This window comes from Embleya scabrispora, assembly GCF_002024165.1.
In the GTDB taxonomy this organism is placed as follows: domain Bacteria; phylum Actinomycetota; class Actinomycetes; order Streptomycetales; family Streptomycetaceae; genus Embleya; species Embleya scabrispora_A.
This window is the reverse complement of sequence record NZ_MWQN01000003.1, coordinates 836428-853267: the sequence shown is the minus strand read 5'-3', so window position 1 is coordinate 853267 and position 16840 is coordinate 836428. Positions and strand designations below refer to the sequence as shown.

Below are 16840 nucleotides of genomic sequence, written 5' to 3'. Positions count from 1 at the left end.
GCCCGGAGAAAACGCGATGCGCGGCGAACCCGACCCGGCTAGCGTCGCGAGGGTGACCCTCGACATCCGAGAAATCCCCAAGTCGCAGGTGGATCGCATCGTGGATCTCGCCGACCTGGCCTTCCACGAGGCGGACTCGGCCGACGAACGCAAACAACACCGGGACAGGCTGCGCGTCTGCGGGCGGATCGGCGCCTACGAGGACGACGCCCTCGTCGGCGCCGTCGTCGCGCACCGCTTCCGGCTGACCGTGCCCGGCGGCGAACTGCCCTGTGCCGGGCTCGACTATGTCGCCGTGGCGCCCACCCACCGCAGGCGCGGACTGCTGTCCCGGATGATCGCGGAACAGTGGCGCAGGTGCGCCGAACTCGGCCAGCCGCTGTCCTGCCTGTGGGCCTCCGAGGACGCGATCTACGGCCGGTTCGGCTATGGCAACGGCACCCTCGGGTGCAGCGTCGAGATCGACGCCCGCCGGCCGCTCGCCCTGCGCATTGCGCCCGACCCCCGGCCGTTGCGGCTGGTCGATCCGGCCAAGGCGCCGGGTCTGCTCGGTCCGGTCTACGCGGCGGAGCGGGGCAGGCGCGGCGGGCGGCTGGACCGGGACGAGGAGTGGTGGCGCACCGTGGTGCTCCTCGACGACGAGGACGAGGAGCCGATCCGGGTCGTCGCGCTCGGCGAGCGGGGTGAGACGCCGGCCGGATACGTCGTCTACCGGGTGGAGGAGGTCAAGGGCCCCGCCGGCTCGGCCAACGTGCTCCAGGTGTTCGAACTGGAGGCGCGGGACGCCCCGGCGGCCGCCGCGTTGTGGGCCTATCTCGTCTCGATCGATCTGATCGACAAGGTGGTGGCCTGGGCCCGGCCGCTCGACGACCCGCTGCTGCAGTTCGCCGGGGATCGCCATCAGGTGCGGGTGACCAGGCAGTATCCGGCGCTGCGGCTGCGCCTGGTCGACGTGCGCACCGCGCTGACCGCGCGGTCGTGGGCGGCGCCGGTGGACCTGGTCCTGGACGTGCGCGACGCCGCGCTGCCCGCGAACCAGGGCCGCTTCCGGCTCACCGCCGACCCGACCGGGGCGGCCGGGGCGACCTACACCGCCACCGACGCCGCGCCCGATCTGGCTCTGGACGTACGGGAGTTGGCCACCTGCTACCTGGGCGGCACGCCGATCCGCCGACTGGTGGCCGCCGGACTGGTCACCGAGGCCACGCCCGGCGCGGCGCACCGCCTGGACGCGGCGCTCCGCACGGACCTGCTGCCCTACGCGCACGAGGACTATTGAGCCACGAGGACCACCGGGTCACGGGGGTCCCCGGGTCGCGGGGGTCACCGGGCCGGGAGGCGCCGGCCGATGTCCGGCCCGCCGGCCGGCCCGGTTCTCCTCGTCAGTGACCGAGCGTGGCCCGCAGGCCCGGCTGGAGCAGGTCGCCGTGGGCGCGGACCAGGTCGTCGCACAGGTCCCAGATGCGTTCGACGGGCAAAACGGCGGCGGTGGCCGGGTCGATCATCGCGGCGTGGCGGATATGCCGGGGGTCGTCCTCCAACGCGGCGCGCACCACGAGGTCGTTGACGCTCAGGTAGGTGCGGTTGAGGGCCGCCAACTGCGCGGGCAGCGCGCCGACCCGGGTCGGTTGTACACCCAACCTGTCCACCAGGCACGGGACTTCGACCACGCCGTCGGCGGGCAGGTTGTCGATCAGGCCCTGATTGGGCACGTTGCCGTAGACGGTGCGCGGGGTTCCGGTGGTGATGCTGTGGATGATCTGCGGGGCGTACTCCATGGTCGACTCGACCGGCACCGGCTGCCCGGCGGCGAGTGCGGAGCGGGTGCTCTCGTAGGCCGCGACGTTCTCGTCGACGATGTCGAGATAGGCCCCGACGGGCAGCCGCAGTCGGCTGATCTCGCTGTCGTGGCCCAGGTACCAGGGCACGTATTCGCTGGAGTGCTCGCTGGTCTCGGTCGGGTAGTAGCCGAGCCGGCGGTACATGTCCACCCGTACCCGGCGCCGTAGTTGCTCGTCCCGGGCGATCAGCGCGTCGAGTTCGGGGTACAGGTCGGCGCCGGCGTGTTCGAAGCGCAGCACCCACGCCTGGTGGTTGACGCCGGCCGCGAGGTAGTCCACCTCCTCGTAGGGCACGCCCACCAGTTCGGCCAGGCCCTGCATGGTCCAGTAGACCGAGTGGCACAGGCCCACCACGCGGGTCAGGCCGGTGGCGCGCCGGAGGTAGCCGACGTTCATCGCCATCGGGTTGGTGTAGTTGAGCAGCCAGGCGTCCGGGCACAGTTCGGCGATGTCCTCGCCCAGCGCGCGCAGCACCGGGAACGTGCGCAGCGCGCGGAAGATGCCGCCTATGCCGAGGGTGTCGCCGATGGTCTGGCGCAGGCCGTAGCCCGCGGGCACGTCGAAGTCGGTCCGGGTGGCCTCGCGCATGCCGACCTGGATGATGTTGATCACGAAGTGGGCGTCGACCAGCGCCTCGCGGCGGTCGGCGTGCGCGGTGATCCGGGGGCTCGCGCCCCGGTCGTCGGCGATCAGCCGGGCCGCACCGTGCGCGGTGGCCAGGCGTTCGGGATCGATGTCGTGCAGCGCGATGTGCGCGTCCTTCAGCTCCGGAAAGGCGAACAGGTCCGCCAACAGGCCCTGGGTGAACACGACGCTGCCGGCGCCGACGAAGACGATCTTGGTGCGGGTCATCACTGGTTCTTTCCGTTGCGGGCGAGCGCGTCCAGCGCCTCGTCCCGGGTGGGTTGGGCGGCGGTGCCGCCGGTTGCTCGGGTGGACAGGGCGCCGCACGCGGCGGCGAAATCGAGGGCTCGGGCGAGGGGTTCGCCGGCGAGCAGCGCGGCGATCAAGCCGGCGTCGAAGCTGTCGCCGGCACCGACGGTGTCCACCGGCTCGGCGGGGACACCCCGAGTGCGCAGCACGTCGGCGCCGTCGTACGCGAAGGCGCCGGCGCCGCCGTCCTTGACCACCACGACGGGCCCGTGCCCGGCCAGCCGCGCGGCGGCCTGCTCGGTGGACGCGGCGGGGGAGCCGGCCAGCGCCCGGGCCTCCTGGGCGTTGGGCAACAGGTAGTCCACGGCGGGCAGTACGGCGGCGAGCCCGCCGGCGTCCCAGTGCCCGGCGGGGTCGTCGTTGGTGTCCAGGGAGGTCCCGGCGCCGGCCGCGCGGGCGATGCGCAACAACTCGGGCAGCGCCCGCGCCAGTCGCGGCATCAGGAAGTAGGAGGAGGCGTGCACGTGCCGGCTTCGCCGCAGCAACTCCGCCGGCACGTCGTCGGGTCCGGTCACCGCCAGCGTGCCCGGCGCGGTGACGATGGCCCGGTCCCCGTCGGTGCGGGTGAGCACCGTGGTCAGCGGCGTGGGCAGGCTCGGATCGACACGCAGCGCCGAGGTGTCCACGCCCCGATCCGCGAGCGCGGCGCGCACGAAGCGGCCCGCGTCGTCGTCGCCGATCCGGCCGGCGATGGCGACGGACAGACCAAGCCGGGCCGCGCCGCAGGCGGTGATCGCGCCGGATCCGCCGAGGGTGAGCAGACCTGTGGGGACGAGGTGTTCGTGCTGACCGAAGGCCAACGGCCGGTCGAGGGGGCCGACCACGACGTCGGGATTGGCGTCGCCGAGGACGAGCAGGTCGAAGGTGTGCGGCATGGGGCTTCCCGGGTGTGTGCGGTGGACAGGGGGCGGAGCACGAGAGGGTCGAACTCCCGTAGCATCGCTACCCCTTCAGACCGCTGGAGGTGATCGACTGGATGAACGCCTTCTGCGCGAGGAGGAAGGCGAGGAGCACGGGCAGCACGGTGATCACGTTGCCCGCCATCACCGCGGCCCACTGGGTGTGGTGTTGCCCCTGGAAGGTGGTCAGGCCCAGTTGCAGCGTGTACTGGGTGTCGTGGTTGATCGCGATCAACGGCCAGGTCAGGTCGTTCCAGGTGGTGAGGAAGGTGAGCACCGCGACGGTGCTCAGCGCCGGCCGGGACAGCGGCAGCACGATCAGGTACAACACACGCAGTCGCGAACACCCGTCGATCCAGGCGGCCTCCTCCAACTCCCGCGGCAGCGACAGGAAGAACTGCCGCAGCAGGAACACCGCGAACGGCGTGACAAGGGACGGGATGATCAGCGCGCCGAGCGTGTCGATCAGCCCGAGCCGCTTCATGATCAAGAACGTCGGGATCATGGTGAGCTGGAACGGGATCGCCATGGTCGCCAACATCGCCACCATCAACACGCGCGATCCGGCGAACCGCATCCGGGCGAACGCGTAGCCCCCCAACGCCCCGAACACCAGGTTCGAGGCCACCGCCACCGCCGAGACGATCAGCGAATTGGCGAACCAGCGCGGGAACATCGCATTGCCCAGCACATAGCGGTAGCCGCCCAGGTCGATCCCCGAAGGCCACAGCGCGGGCGGGAACCGGTTGATCTCCGCGTTGCTCATCACCGAGCTGAGCACCAGCCACACCAGCGGCAGGGCGAACAGCAGGGACAGCGGCATCAGCAGCAGATGCCACGGGCTGAACGGAAGCCGGCGGCGGGGCGCCGCGACCGGGGCCGGACGGGCCTGGGCGGGGGCGGCTTCGACGGTGGTCGCGCTCACTTGGCACCACCTTCGACGAGCACGGCGCCGGCCGGCCTGCGACCGCGGACGAGCCGCGAGGCGACCCCGATGGCCAGGAGCGCGAGGGCCAGCACGTAGGCCGCCGCCGCGCCGTATCCGGCGGTGAAGTTCTTGAACGCCTGCTCCCAGACGAAGTAGACGATCACCGTGGTGGAGCCGAGCGGACCGCCCTTGGTGGTCACATAGACCAGGTCGAAGACCTGCAACGCGTTGATCGTCTGCCACAACACCAGGAACAGGCTGACCGGGGTGAGCGTCGGCATCACCACGTGCCGCAACAACTGCCACCGGCCGGCGCCGTCGAGCCGAGCCGCCTCCAAGAGCGAGGGCGGCACGTCCTGGAGTGCGGCGAGGTAGATCACCACGCAGAACCCGGTGCCGCTCCACACCGAGATCGCCACCAGGACCAGCAACGCCTGTCCGGGATCGGTGAGGAAGCCCTGCCGGCTGATTCCGAGCGCGTGCAGCACCGAGTTGGCCGCGCCGAACTCCGGGTCGAGGATGAACGAGAACAACACACCCTGCGCCGTCGCGGAGATCACGAACGGCACGAAGATCAGCGTGCGGTACAGGCCCACCAGCTTGATCCGCCGATTGAGCACCAGCGCCAGGAACAGCCCCAGGGCCATGCTCAGCGGCACGTAGAGCGCGGTGTACAGCAGGGTGTTGCGCACCGCCTGGCTGAAGTGCGGGTCCTGGGTGAGCGCGTCGTAGTTGTCCACGCCGACCCAGCGGCTGGGGGTGACCAGGTCGTCGGCCCGGAAGGACAGCAGCAGCGACCAGACGAACGGCACGATGCTCAGGCCCAGCACGACCAGGACGGCGGGCAGGATGTACGCCCACGCGGTCGCCGTCTCGCGCCGGCGTCTGCGGCGCAACGTGCGGTGCCGGCGATCGTGGTCGGACAGCGTGAGCGGAGCGGGCAGGGATGACATGGTGGGGCTCCTCAACGCGGTATTCGTCAACGCGGTATGACGAGGGCGGCCTTCGCCGCGGCGGCGCAGCGGTTCAGGGCCCGGGTCGGACTGCTCTTGCCGAGCAGCACGGACACGATGGCCTCGCCGAGGGCCGTGGAGATCTGCGGATAGGCGGGGTGCGCGGGGCGGACCCGGGCCGTTTCCAGCGCGCGGGTGAACACGTCCAGGCCCGGTGTCTCGGCGGCGTGCGCGCGCCACTCGGGTTTGGCCTCGCAGATCCGGCTCAGCGGCAGGCTGCCGACCCGCACGCCCCATTCGACGTCCTGCTCGGGCTGGTTGAGCCAGGACACGAAGGTGCGCGCGGCGCGCACCCGGGCGCCGCCGTTGTCGAAGACGGTCCAGGTGTCGGGGCCGCAGATGGTCATCGGCCGGCCGCTGTAGCTCGGCAGCGGCACCACGTGGTAGTCGATCCCCGCCTCGGTGACGTCGGGGATCTGCCAGGGGCCGGTGACCACCATGCCCATACGGCCGGAGGTGAAGACCTGGTACATCTGCTCGCCGCCGGGCTTGGGGTCGATGTAGACGCTCTTGGCGCGGGCCAGCGCCTCGACCGTCTCCAGGGCGCGGGCGCCGACCTCGCGGAAGCCGATGTCGCGGCCGTTCTCGGCGACCACGTCGCCGCCGAGGTCCCAGATCATCGGCCACAACCGCCAGACGGTGTCCTCGTCGCCCACGCCCGGCCAGCCGGTGCCGAAGACGCCGTGCTGCGCGTCGGTGAGGCGCTGTGCGGTGGCCAGGAAGTCGTTCCAGGTCCAACCGGGTTGCGGGAGCGGGATGCCGGCGTCCTCGAAGAGCTTCTTGTTGCACATCACGGCGAGCGCGTCCAGGACGGCGGGCGCCGCCCGTACCCGGCTGTTGATGGTGACCGCCTGGCGGGCCGGATCCCAGTAGTCCTCCCACGGGGTGGGGGCCGAGCGCACGGTGTCGCCGAGGTCGACCACCTTGGGGCTGCGGGCGACGCCGGCGAGGTCGGAGCCGAAGACGTAGGCGATGTCGGGATAGGAGCCGGCGGCGAGCGCGGCGGTGATCTTCTGGAGCATCGCGTCGGCGAGCACGCCGCCGCCGAGGTCGACGCGGATGCCCGACTGGGTCTGGTGGAACCGCTCGACCAGGGCCTCCAGGCCCTCGCGCCCCGTGTCGGTCTGGCCGTGCCACATCTCGATCGTGACCCGGCCGTCGGCGCCCACGCCGTCGTCGGTGCCGGCGCATCCGGCCAACGTCGTGGACAGCGCCGTCGCGGCGGCGGCACCGGCGCCGATGCGGAGCAGGCCGCGCCGGGAGAGGCCGGTGGGATGGAACCGGTCGAGAACCACTGGACCTCCGGGAGTTGTCGGAACGCGTGCGGGGCGGGGCGGGGGCGAGAGCGGGTGGGCGCGCGCGTCGGCGGTCGCCCCGGGCGGGACCGGACGGGGCGAGGGCGAGAGGGGGTGGGCGTGCGCGGCGGAGGGGATGGCCCGGCGGCGGGATCCGTGCGGGATCCGTGCGGGATCCGTGCGGGATCCGTGCGGGATCCGCGCGGGATCGGGGCGCCGGGCCGACGATCGTGGCCGGGGATCAGCAGGTCTTGCGCAGGTATCCGCTGCTGCCGGCCGGGACGACGTTCAGGTCGCGGCGCACGACGCTGAGCTTGCCACCCCACTTGGAGCAGGCGGTGTTCAAGCCCTTGGCGGTGTACTCGATCACGATCACGTTGTTGCCGAACGACGCGGTGTAGTCCCCGCATTCGTTCCACTGGCCGCATTCCTCGGCGACGGCGAAGTCGAGTCCGGTGCTTGCGCGGTCGGGGGCCAGTTCGGAGGTGTTCTTCTGGGCGATGGCCAGACCGCGCCGATGCGCGTGCGCGGAGAGCAGCGTGACGAACGCCTTGGCGTTCTCGGCGGTGATCAGGTCCTCGGAACGGGTGTAGCTGTCGTAGTTGTCCGGCTCGACGGCCTGGAAACCCTTGCCCGCGCACTCGTCGATCAGGGCGTTGACCTTGGCGGCGACGGATGTGCGCTTCTCGGGGGTGCGGATGTCGAGCAGCGCCTCCTTCCACTTGCCGTCGTAGACCACGGTGTCGTCGTCGCGGCGCAGCAACTCGCCCGGTTTCCAGTCGCCCTCGGCGCCCTTTTGGGCCTGGAAGGCGTTGACGTAACAGATGTTGTACAGGCCGGGCGCCGGGGTGGCGGAGTGGTCGCGGGTGACCACCTCGACCCCGCTGGGCGGCGTGTAGGCGCCGCCGATCTGGTAGTCGAAGTTCGCGTGGGTGGGCGGCGGGGTGACGGCGGCGCTCTCGGGTGCGTTCGCGGGTTCGGCGGTGCCGGCGCTCGCGGACGAGGTGAGGAACAGGGATCCCGCGATCGCCGCGGTGGTCGCCGCGAGGGCGGCGAGACGGCGGGCCGATCTACCCGGGAGGAAGGTGTTCATCATCGAACTCCAGGTGCGGAGGATACGTCCCCGCCTCGGATGTCGACTGGCATCCTGGCGACTTTGTCCGGGCTTGCGGCTTCACGCCGGCTACCGGCTGGGCGTACCTTTGACGCCGATTGCGCTGTTCGGCGTCGGAGCAGTAAATCGAGCAACATTCGTCATGTCAAGGGATCGTCAGTGCGCACAGTGCGCACGGGAGTTGCCGTGTGGGGCCGGAAATGCCCTCCCTGACTCCTTGTTGTTCGCGCCGACGGATCCCGTGACTGCGCGAATGCGCACGGATATGCTGCGCGGATGTTGAGAACCGAGCGCCATGCGCGCATCCTCGAACACGTTGCCGCACACGGGAGCGTGAGCGTCGAGGAGTTGTCCGCGATCTTGGCGGTCTCGGGGGCCACGGTGCGCCGCGACCTCCAGCACCTGGACGCGGTGAACCTGCTGCGCCGTACGCACGGCGGGGCGTCCGTGGGCAACATCGGCCTGGAGACGCCGATGCAGTACCGCAGCGAGCGCCGCCGACCGGAGAAGCTGGCTATCGCCCGCGCCGCGGCGGCCCTGGTCCCGGCGGAGGCCGTGGTCGGCCTGACCGGCGGCTCCACCGCCACCGAGATCGCCCGCATCCTGGCCGAGCGCGGGCCGGTCACCATCGTCACCAACGCGGTGAACATCGCCGCCGAACTGGTCCTGCACAAGGACGTCACGCTCGTGGTGATCGGTGGCACCGCCCGCAAGGAGAGCTACGAACTGGTCGGCCCGATCGCCGAGAAGACCCTCGCCGACTACTACACCGACGTGACCTTCCTGGGAGTGGACGGAATCAGCGCCGCCCACGGCTGCACCACCCACGACCAACTCGAAGCCGCCACCGACCGGGCCTTCACCGACCGCAGCAACCACACCATCGTGGTGGCGGACCACTCCAAGATCGGAAAGGCAACCCTGGCACGCATCTGCCCGCTGTCCGGAATCGGCCACCTGGTCACCGACGCGGACGCGCCGAAGGACGAACTGGCCCGGATCGCGGCGGCGGGGGTCGCGGTGACGGTGGTCTGAGGGCCGACCGTCCTCGGCGGCGCGGGGCGCTTCGGCGCGGCGGTGCGGGTGGTTGGGCGGCGCCGTGCGGCAACGGGCCGGGCACGCGGCCGAGCGATCCCGTGCCGGAGTCGGTTGGACTCGGGGCCGGTCGCGCGGGCCGCCCCCACACCGATCCGGCGGCCGACGCGCGCGCGGGTCCGTTTCCGGATCGGTCGCAGCCCTCCCCTGCGGGGCTGCGGCCGGCCGGGGCGCGGTGCCCGGATTCGGCGCGGTCGTGCGGTGCCGGGGCCGAGTACGCGGCCGGCGACCTCGTGCCGGAGTGGGCCGACTCGGGGCCGACCGCGGAGGCCCCCTTCATACGCCGATCCGGCGGCCGACGTGCGCGGGTCCGTTTCCGGATCGGTCGCAGCCCTCCCCTGCGGGGCTGCGGCCGGCTCGGGCGTGGGGGTGCGGTGCCCGGATCCGGTGCGGCCGGGCCGGGTGTGGTCGGGTGACCGCGTGTCGGAGTCGGTTGATTCGGGGGCGGTTCGTGGGTTTGCCCTCGCATACCGGTCCGGTGGCCGACGCGTGTGGCGGGTCTGTGCCGGCCGGTCGCAGCCCTCCCCTGTGGGGCTGCGGCCGGCTCAGGCGCAGGGGCGCAGGGCCCGGGTCGGGATGCGGCCCGTGCTCGAACACTCCCGGCGTCCCGGAGGCGGCTTGTGGGCCACCCCCGCGTACATCCACTCCCGCTCCACCAGCGGACGCGGAAGTCGGTCGGCGCGCCACGACGAGATCGGCACCACACCCGGCCGGACCGGGTCCAGGCCCGGGAACAGCGCCCGCACCTGCGCCGCCGTGCGCGGGAACAGCGGGGCGGCGGAGCGGCGATACGCCTCGGCCGTGGCCCGCGCCGCCTCCGGCCGCAGATCGGCGGCGACATGCGAGAGCACCAGCATGCTGCCCGGCACCATCGCACCCGCCAACGCGCCCACCACGGCCCGGGGATCGTCCGCGTCCGACAGGTAGTGCAGCACCGCGGTCAGCACCACCGCCACCGGCCGATCCAGATCCAGCCCCGAACGCCCGCACACCCGCGCCAACAACGCGTACGGATCGCGGAGATCGCCCTCCACCACCCGCACCCGACCGGGCCGACCGGACAACGCCCGAGCGTGCGCGAGCACCAGCGGATCGTTGTCCACATACACCGCCCGCGCCTCCTCGGTGGCCGCCACCGCGTACTCGTAGGTGTCGTGGGCGGTGGGCATGCCGACCCCGATGTCGAGGAACTGGCGGATCCCGCACCCCGCCGCGAACGACACCGCGCGGCGCAGGAACGCCCGATTCGCCCGAGCCATCGCGCGTACCTCGGGAGCCGCCCCGAGCACCGCGTCGGCGGCCTCGCGATCGACCCCGAAGTTGTTCTTGCCTCCCAGGTAGTAGTCGTACATGCGAGCGGGATGCGGCAGATCGGTGCGCAATCCGGACCGGCGCGTCGCGGACCCCTGGACCGGCAGTCGAGCCGGCACCGGCCGGCCCGCGCACGATCGGGTCTCCGGCGCCTGCTGGGGCATCACAATCATCGGCCTTCCCGATTCTCGGGTCACGGGCCGCCCGGATCGGGCGAGGCGGGGATACCCGCCGGGCGGGCCCGCGTATTCCTCCGGTGCGCCTGGGGAGATCAGCGGCGGAGGAAATCCGTGACGACTGCGTCGAAGTGCTCGTGTTCCTCGACGAAGGGTACGTGCCCACTGACCGAGAACCTCTCGATCCGCGCATCGGGCAGCACACCCGCCAGCCACCCGGCCAGATCGCCCGGGAAGATCCGGCTGCGCTCGCCGTAGACCAGCAGGGTCGGCACCGTCACCTGCGGCAGCACCGACCGCCAGTCCGCGTGCGCCATGTCCATCCAGACGTCGAGCGCGGACGACGTGTGCGTCTGGGTGGTCTCCGCGTACACCGCGTCCACCGCCTCGGCGGCCGGCGGCTCGGCGAAACAGGCCTCGACGAACGGCTTCACGGCGCTCGGCCGAGCGTGCCGCACGGTCTGCGCGAACACCGCCAGATCGGTGGGGGAATACCCGCCGAGCAGCGGGAACTCCCAGTCGGGGCCGTCCAGGAAGCGCGGCGACTGATCGACGAACACCGCGCCGCGCAGCCCCTCGCACCCGAACTGCCGCACGTACGACAGCAGTACCGAGGTGCCCATCGACCAGCCCACCACGGTCACGTCGGCGAGATCGAGGGCCCGAACCAACTCGCGGATATCGCGGGCGTATTGGTCCAGGGAATGACCCTCGGGCGTCTTCCCCGACCGGCCGTGGCCGCGGAAGTCCGGCACGATCACCCGGTTCTCCGCCGCCAGCGCGGCCACGTTCCCGGACCAGAAGGTGCCGTTCATCGTCCAACCGTGCAACAGGACGACCGGCCGGCCCTCGCCGTGCTCCTCGTAGTAGAGCGGGACGGTGTCGGACAGTTCCAGGTAGGGCACGCCATCTCCTCCGGTCTCGGTCACGGCACCCCGTTCGCCGCGCCGCACTGCCGGCAGTCTGCGCGAGCCGGCAGCCGTTGCGCCAGACGTCGCAGGGGGGTTGCACCAACGTTGCAGAACCGGCGGGGACACCCGCCCCGCCGACGACCGACCGTGCCGGCATGATGACTCCATGGCACACCGATCGGACGCGCGGGAACGGGCGCTGAGCGGCGGCACGGCCTCGGGGGTTCGAGGCCCGATCCGAGCCTCGTGGTCGCGCGCCCGACGACACGGGCTGGCTCCCGACGCCTACCTGCCCCCGGTCCGCCTCGACGACGACGAGCTGGCCCGCCACCGCGAGGAACACGCGCTTACCGGGATCTGGCCGCTGCTGCGCCGCTCGCTGGGCGGGCTGACCGAGGATCCGGGCCGGTTGTTGTTCCTCAGCGACGCCCGGGGCCACCTGTTGTGGGTCCAGGGCGACCACACGTCGCTGCGCTCGGCGGAGCGGGTACACCTGCTGCCCGGTGCGCTGTGGAGCGAGGACGCGGCGGGCACGAGCGGGGTGGGCTCCGCGTTGGCCACAGGGCGGCCGTTCCAGGTGTTCGGCGCCGAGCACTTCCTGTCCGCGGCCACTGCCTACACCTGCACCGCCACGCCCATCCACGATCCGATCAGCGGCGACCTGCTCGGGATCCTGGACTTCACCTGCCCGGAACGGCACTGGCAACCACTGGCGATCCCCCTGCTCGATACCGCCCGGCGGTTGGCCCAGTCGGAGTTGGAGACGGTCCGCCTGCGCGAGGAGATGCGGGTACGCACCCGCTACGTGGAGCGCATCGCCCGCCGACTGGGCACCCGGAGCGCGATCGTCGACGCCGGCGGGCGCGTGGTGCGCGCGGATCCGCCCGGCTGGCTGCCGAATCGGATCCCGATGCCGGTCGGCGAAGGCCCGATGCTGCTGCCCGGCGGACAACTCGTGCTCGTCGAACGGCTGGCCTCGGGCGGCCTGTTCCTGCTCATCGCCGAGGACGGCGCCTCCGGGCCGGTGACCGCAGCGCCGATGCGCCTCGAGGCGCTCGGGCTGCGCCGGGCGCGGCTGCACGTGGCCGGCGCCACCCACGAACTCACGCGCCGGCACGCGGAGATCGTCACCACGCTGCTGAGCGAACCGGGCGGGATGACGGCGAAGGCGATCACCGAGGCGGTGTACGGCCCGACCGGCCGCCCGGCCACGGCGCGGGCCGAACTCGCCCGGCTGCGCGCGATCCTGGGCCATCGGCTGGCGTCGGACCCGTATCGGCTGACCGGGGACTGCGAGGCCGACTTCCTCGACCTGGACCACGCGTTGTCGAACCGCGACACCACGGCCGACACCCTCCTGGACCGCTACCGGGGGCCGCTGCTGCCCGGCTCGACGGCCCCGCGCGTCCTCGAACTGCGGGCCGCGCTGCACCAACGGCTGCGGAACCGGGTGGTGGAGACGGCCGACCCGGACACGGCGATGCGGTGGGCGGGTACGGCGGCGGGCCGAGGGGGCTGAGGGCCGGGGGGCGTTGCGGTCGGCGCGGTCGTGTGGTGGTGCCTACGGACGTCCCGGCAGGGCGGGTGTGCGGGGGCGGGTGGGGAGCAGGGCGTGCACACGCCAGCCGCCCGACGGGTAGGGGCCGGTTTCCAGGCGACCGCCGAACAGGGCGACCCGTTCGTTCATGCCGACCAGGCCGTGGCCCATGCCGTCGCCGGGAGCCGACTCGCCGCGGCCGTCGTCGCGCACGTCGAGTTCGATGTCCTCGCCCGTGTAGCGCAGGACGACCCGGGCGCCGACGCCGGGTCCGCCGTGTTTGCGGGTGTTGGTCAGGGCCTCCTGGACGATGCGGTACACGGTCAGGCCGATGCCCTGGGACAGTTCGACGGGACGGCCCTCGACGTGCAGGTCGACCATCAGGCCCGCGCCGCGGACCCGGGTGAGCAACTCGTCGAGCTGGTCGACGCCGGGCTGAGGGACGAAGGCCTCGACGTCGCTCTCGGAACGCAGTACACCCAGCAGGCGGCGCATCTCGGCGAGCGCTTCGCGGCCGGTGGCGGCGATCGTGCCCAGGGCCTCCCGGGCCGAATCGGGCGCGGCGTCGATCGCGTACGCGGCGCCGTCGGCCTGGACCACCATCACCGACACGTTGTGCGCGACCACGTCGTGCAACTCCCGTGCGATCCGGGCGCGTTCGGCCGCCGCGGCGAGCCGCGCCTGCTGGTCGCGCTCGACCTCCAGGCGGGCGGCGCGGTCGATCAACTCGGCGTAGAACGCGCGCCGGGTGCGCATCGAATCGCCCAACACCCAGGAGATGGCGAGCAGTACGACGACGAAGACGGACGCGAACAAGCTCGCCCTGAAGCTCTCGCCGTCGGCGTGCGGGAAACGCGCCAGCAGGGCCGCCGGCGCCAGCACCGTGGCGGCGAGCGCGGCCCGGGAGAGCCAACGCGGTCCGGACTTGGCGGCCGTGTACGCGATCACCAGCATCGCGTAGTTCGCGAACGTGATCGTCCCGTCGCAGAGCAACTGGGCCACCCCGGACCCGACCACGAGCATCGTCGCCACCCGGGACCGGACCCGGTGCAGCGCCATGCCCAGGCTCAGGGCCACCACGATCGTGTAGGCCCAGAGCGACATGACGATGCCGTACTCGTAGGACAGGATCTGGAGAACACCGAGGCCGAACGGCGGAATCGCGCATACCGAGTCGACCCACAGGGGATGCGCCCGCAGCCAGGCATAGATTCGTTGCACGGGCCGACCGTACGACCCGGAGGGCGGGTTCGGCATCACCCTGGGCGCTCATCGCCGCGTCCACCGCAGGTCGAACGCGGCGCGTGCGCGAACACGACCCGAGCGCGATCCACGGGGGCGGCGGGTGGGCTGCCGAGGCCGCCCCGACGTTGCGGCCTCGCGTGTTCGTCCGGGTCGGCGACCGGCGAAGCGGCCGGTCGCCGACGGGTATCGGATGCCGGACGACTACCGGTTGGTGGTGAGGAAGTAGTCGGTGTTCGGCAGGTACGGCGCCACGTACTCGGTCTTTTGGCTCTGGTACTGGAACTGGCAGTCGGAGAACGCGTAGTGGGTGAAGGTGATGTTGCCCTTCCACCACCAGCCGTCGACGTACTTGTGCTCACTCGGCGTGTTGACACAGAGCGCGGCCCACTGGCCGTTCTGGTTGGGACCCTCGATGCGGATCGACTGGGTCTTGCCGTACAGGTCCACGAAGTGGATCTGCTGCCCGTTCGTTCCGGCGGACGCGGTGCCGGCACCGGTCACGACAGCCCCGCGGCCATCGTCACCGTCAGGGCACCCGCCGCGAGCGTCGCGGCGATCTTCTTGCGCATCTCTTCTCTTTCCTGGTGGATGTGCGTGCGTCGCACGCGGCGGCGGGACGGAATGCGCGCCGCGAAGTTGATCATGGCAATCTCCGTGCCCCGCGAAGGTCACAGGGGGATAACGGTTGGTGTGGGTGCGGGGATTGGCCGGTGATCGTCGCCGTGCGGCCGAAAAGCGGTGAGGGGCGGGCGGCAACGTCCGGTCGGGGATGGGGTGTTCGGGCCGCCGGGGGGCCGCGGGGCGGCATGCGACGGGCCGCCCTCCCGAGGTGGATCCGGGGAGGGCGGCCCGTTGTCGTGCCGTGGTGCCGTGCCGACGGGGTCAGCCGCGCAGGCGCGCCATCCACGACTCGATCTCGTCGGCGCCGCGCGGCAGGGCGGCGGACATGTTCCGGTTGCCGTCCTCGGTCACCAGGATGTCGTCCTCGATCCGGATCCCGATGCCGCGGTATTCCTCGGGCACGGTCAGGTCGTCGGCCTGGAAGTACAGGCCGGGCTCGACGGTCAGGCACATGCCCGGCTCCAACGCGCCGTCGACGTACGACTCGGTCCGCGCCACCGCGCAGTCGTGCACGTCCAGACCGAGCATGTGGCCGGTGCCGTGCAGCGTCCACCGGCGCTGCAGACCCAGCTCCAACACCCGCTCCACCGGACCCTCGACCAGCCCCCACTCGACCAGGTGCTCGGCGAGCACGCGCTGCGCCGCGTCGTGGAACTCCCGGTACTTGGCGCCGGGCCGCACGGCGGCGATGCCCGCCTCCTGCGCGGCGAACACGGCGTCGTAGATCCGGCGCTGAAGCGCGGTGAAGCGGCCCGAGACGGGCAGCGTACGGGTCACGTCGGCGGTGTAGAGGGTGTGCGTCTCGACGCCCGCGTCCAGGAGCAGCAGGTCGCCCGCGCGCGCCGCGCCGTCGTTGCGGACCCAGTGCAGCGTGGTCGCGTGCGGACCGGCGGCGCAGATCGAGCCGTAGCCGACGTCGTTGCCCTCCAGCCGTGCGCGCAGGAAGAAGGTGCCCTCGATGTACCGCTCCGAGGTGGCCTCGGCCCGATCCAGGACCCGGACCACGTCCTCGAAGCCGCGCACCGTCGAGTCGACCGCGGCCTGAAGCTGCCCGATCTCGAACGTGTCCTTCACCAGCCGCTCGTCGGCCAGGAAGACTCGCAGCTCCTCGTCCCGCCCGGCGTCGAGGCGCTCGCCCAGGGCGCTTTCCAGCCCCGCGTCATGGCCGCGCACCACACGCACGGGACCCTCGGCCGAGGTCAGCTCCTCGGCGACCTTGCGCACGTCCCGACACGGCAGTCCGTACAGCAGCTCGCCCTCGGCCAACCCGGCACGCCGACCGACCCACAACTCGCCCTGCCCGTCCAGCCAGAACTCGCCGTTGCCCCGGTCCGACCGGGGCAGCAGGTACAACGCCGCCTCGTGACCGTCGGCGACCGGTTCGAGGACCAGGACGCCGTCCTGGGTCAGGTCGCCGGTCAGGTACGCGTATTCGGTCGACGCCCGGAAGGGGTACTCGGTGTCGTTGGACCGGGTCTTGAGGTTGCCGGCCGGGACCACCAGACGCTCACCCGGGAACCGGGCCGACAGAGCCGCGCGGCGGCGGGCCGTGTCGGACGCCTGCTCGATCGGCGCCAGGTCGGCGCGCTCGGTGTCGGCCCAGCCGCTGCGCATGTTCGCGGCCAGCTCCTCCGAGACCTCGCCGCGGTAGAGGCCGTTCTTGCGCTGCTTGACGGGCTGCGCCTGCTCTTCGTCGGACGACCGGTTCTCGGCACCCACGCCTGCCTCCTGGACTTTCTGGACCACTCGATTTCCGGCCTGCCGGACTCGACTGCCGATCGGTTGTCGATCGCACGTTCCCACCCATTCTTCCCGACGCCCGGGTGCGACCCCCGGCAGGTCGCCGCGTCGTCGGGCATGGCCGCCGGGGCGGTGGGTACGACCCTCGGGTACGGTGCCGCCGACGGCGGTCCGGAGACAC

At 72.0% G+C, this 16840-nt stretch carries 15 protein-coding genes; 3 read left to right on the top strand and 12 right to left on the bottom strand.

Annotated elements, in window-relative coordinates:
• Positions 1–16: 16 nt before the first annotated feature.
• The gene (locus B4N89_RS39325; RefSeq protein WP_078981324.1) at positions 17–1279 is read left to right on the top strand and encodes a GNAT family N-acetyltransferase; all 1263 of its coding nucleotides are present in this window, start codon (positions 17–19) and stop codon (positions 1277–1279) included.
• A 103-nt stretch (positions 1280–1382) separates the two neighbouring features.
• Here the strand turns inward: B4N89_RS39325 and B4N89_RS39320 are convergent, their stop codons facing one another.
• The 6 genes from B4N89_RS39320 to B4N89_RS39295 all read right to left on the bottom strand — a co-directional run bounded on the left by B4N89_RS39320 (position 1383) and on the right by B4N89_RS39295 (position 8002).
• Positions 1383–2693, bottom strand: a complete 1311-nt coding sequence (locus B4N89_RS39320; RefSeq protein WP_078981323.1) for an alpha-glucosidase/alpha-galactosidase — start codon at positions 2691–2693, stop codon at positions 1383–1385.
• Entirely contained in the window at positions 2693–3649 is a 957-nt protein-coding gene (locus B4N89_RS39315) for a carbohydrate kinase family protein (protein WP_078981322.1), read from the bottom strand. The genes B4N89_RS39320 and B4N89_RS39315 overlap by 1 nt, the downstream gene beginning before the upstream one ends.
• Before the next feature lie 67 nt (positions 3650–3716).
• Complete coding sequence (locus B4N89_RS39310) at positions 3717–4598, bottom strand: carbohydrate ABC transporter permease (protein ID WP_078981321.1); 882 nt, start codon at positions 4596–4598, stop codon at positions 3717–3719.
• The gene (locus B4N89_RS39305) at positions 4595–5554 is read right to left on the bottom strand and encodes a carbohydrate ABC transporter permease (protein ID WP_078981320.1); all 960 of its coding nucleotides are present in this window, start codon (positions 5552–5554) and stop codon (positions 4595–4597) included. Before B4N89_RS39305 ends, B4N89_RS39310 begins: the two co-directional genes overlap by 4 nt.
• A gap of 26 nt (positions 5555–5580) precedes the next feature.
• On the bottom strand, positions 5581–6909 hold the full coding sequence (locus tag B4N89_RS39300; RefSeq protein WP_078981319.1) for an extracellular solute-binding protein: 1329 nt from the start codon (positions 6907–6909) through the stop codon (positions 5581–5583).
• A gap of 241 nt (positions 6910–7150) precedes the next feature.
• A complete protein-coding gene (locus B4N89_RS39295) occupies positions 7151–8002 on the bottom strand; it encodes an endo alpha-1,4 polygalactosaminidase (RefSeq protein ID WP_078981318.1) in 852 nt (283 codons plus the stop codon).
• A 297-nt stretch (positions 8003–8299) separates the two neighbouring features.
• Here B4N89_RS39295 and B4N89_RS39290 point away from each other — a divergent pair, with 297 nt between their 5' ends.
• Positions 8300–9058, top strand: a complete 759-nt coding sequence (locus B4N89_RS39290; RefSeq protein ID WP_078981317.1) for a DeoR/GlpR family DNA-binding transcription regulator — start codon at positions 8300–8302, stop codon at positions 9056–9058.
• A 605-nt stretch (positions 9059–9663) separates the two neighbouring features.
• Here B4N89_RS39290 and B4N89_RS39285 read toward each other — a convergent pair.
• Positions 9664–10602: an SAM-dependent methyltransferase gene (locus B4N89_RS39285; RefSeq protein WP_235619221.1), complete on the bottom strand. Its 939-nt coding sequence runs from the start codon at positions 10600–10602 to the stop codon at positions 9664–9666.
• Between the two features lie 98 nt (positions 10603–10700).
• Complete coding sequence (locus tag B4N89_RS39280; protein ID WP_078981612.1) at positions 10701–11510, bottom strand: alpha/beta fold hydrolase; 810 nt, start codon at positions 11508–11510, stop codon at positions 10701–10703.
• 172 nt (positions 11511–11682) lie between these two features.
• On the opposite strand from B4N89_RS39280, the gene B4N89_RS39275 reads away from it, so the two are divergent.
• Entirely contained in the window at positions 11683–13035 is a 1353-nt protein-coding gene (locus B4N89_RS39275; protein ID WP_078981315.1) for a GAF domain-containing protein, read from the top strand.
• A 42-nt stretch (positions 13036–13077) separates the two neighbouring features.
• On the opposite strand, the gene B4N89_RS39270 is transcribed toward B4N89_RS39275, so the two are convergent.
• From B4N89_RS39270 to B4N89_RS39260, 4 genes are all read right to left on the bottom strand, one after another.
• A complete protein-coding gene (locus B4N89_RS39270) occupies positions 13078–14274 on the bottom strand; it encodes a sensor histidine kinase (protein ID WP_078981611.1) in 1197 nt (398 codons plus the stop codon).
• 225 nt (positions 14275–14499) lie between these two features.
• The gene (locus tag B4N89_RS39265) at positions 14500–14799 is read right to left on the bottom strand and encodes a hypothetical protein (protein ID WP_078981314.1); all 300 of its coding nucleotides are present in this window, start codon (positions 14797–14799) and stop codon (positions 14500–14502) included.
• Positions 14796–14942 (bottom strand): hypothetical protein, encoded by a 147-nt coding sequence (locus tag B4N89_RS50285; protein ID WP_161500967.1) that lies wholly within the window; start codon positions 14940–14942, stop codon positions 14796–14798. The genes B4N89_RS39265 and B4N89_RS50285 overlap by 4 nt, the downstream gene beginning before the upstream one ends.
• Positions 14943–15180: 238 nt before the next feature.
• Positions 15181–16638: an aminopeptidase P family protein gene (locus B4N89_RS39260; RefSeq protein ID WP_078981313.1), complete on the bottom strand. Its 1458-nt coding sequence runs from the start codon at positions 16636–16638 to the stop codon at positions 15181–15183.
• Positions 16639–16840: the final 202 nt, after the last annotated feature.

Bases quoted from the DNA above. Each gene is read 5' to 3' on its own strand.
- B4N89_RS39325 (WP_078981324.1), top strand. From the start codon at position 17: ATGCGCGGCGAACCCGACCCGGCTAGCGTCGCGAGGGTGACCCTCGAC.
- B4N89_RS39320 (WP_078981323.1), bottom strand. From the start codon at position 2,693: ATGACCCGCACCAAGATCGTCTTCGTCGGCGCCGGCAGCGTCGTGTTC.
- B4N89_RS39315 (WP_078981322.1), bottom strand. From the start codon at position 3,649: ATGCCGCACACCTTCGACCTGCTCGTCCTCGGCGACGCCAATCCCGAC.
- B4N89_RS39305 (WP_078981320.1), bottom strand. From the start codon at position 5,554: ATGTCATCCCTGCCCGCTCCGCTCACGCTGTCCGACCACGATCGCCGG.
- B4N89_RS39295 (WP_078981318.1), bottom strand. From the start codon at position 8,002: ATGAACACCTTCCTCCCGGGTAGATCGGCCCGCCGTCTCGCCGCCCTC.
- B4N89_RS39290 (WP_078981317.1), top strand. From the start codon at position 8,300: ATGTTGAGAACCGAGCGCCATGCGCGCATCCTCGAACACGTTGCCGCA.
- B4N89_RS39285 (WP_235619221.1), bottom strand. From the start codon at position 10,602: ATGATTGTGATGCCCCAGCAGGCGCCGGAGACCCGATCGTGCGCGGGC.
- B4N89_RS39275 (WP_078981315.1), top strand. From the start codon at position 11,683: ATGGCACACCGATCGGACGCGCGGGAACGGGCGCTGAGCGGCGGCACG.
- B4N89_RS50285 (WP_161500967.1), bottom strand. From the start codon at position 14,942: ATGATCAACTTCGCGGCGCGCATTCCGTCCCGCCGCCGCGTGCGACGC.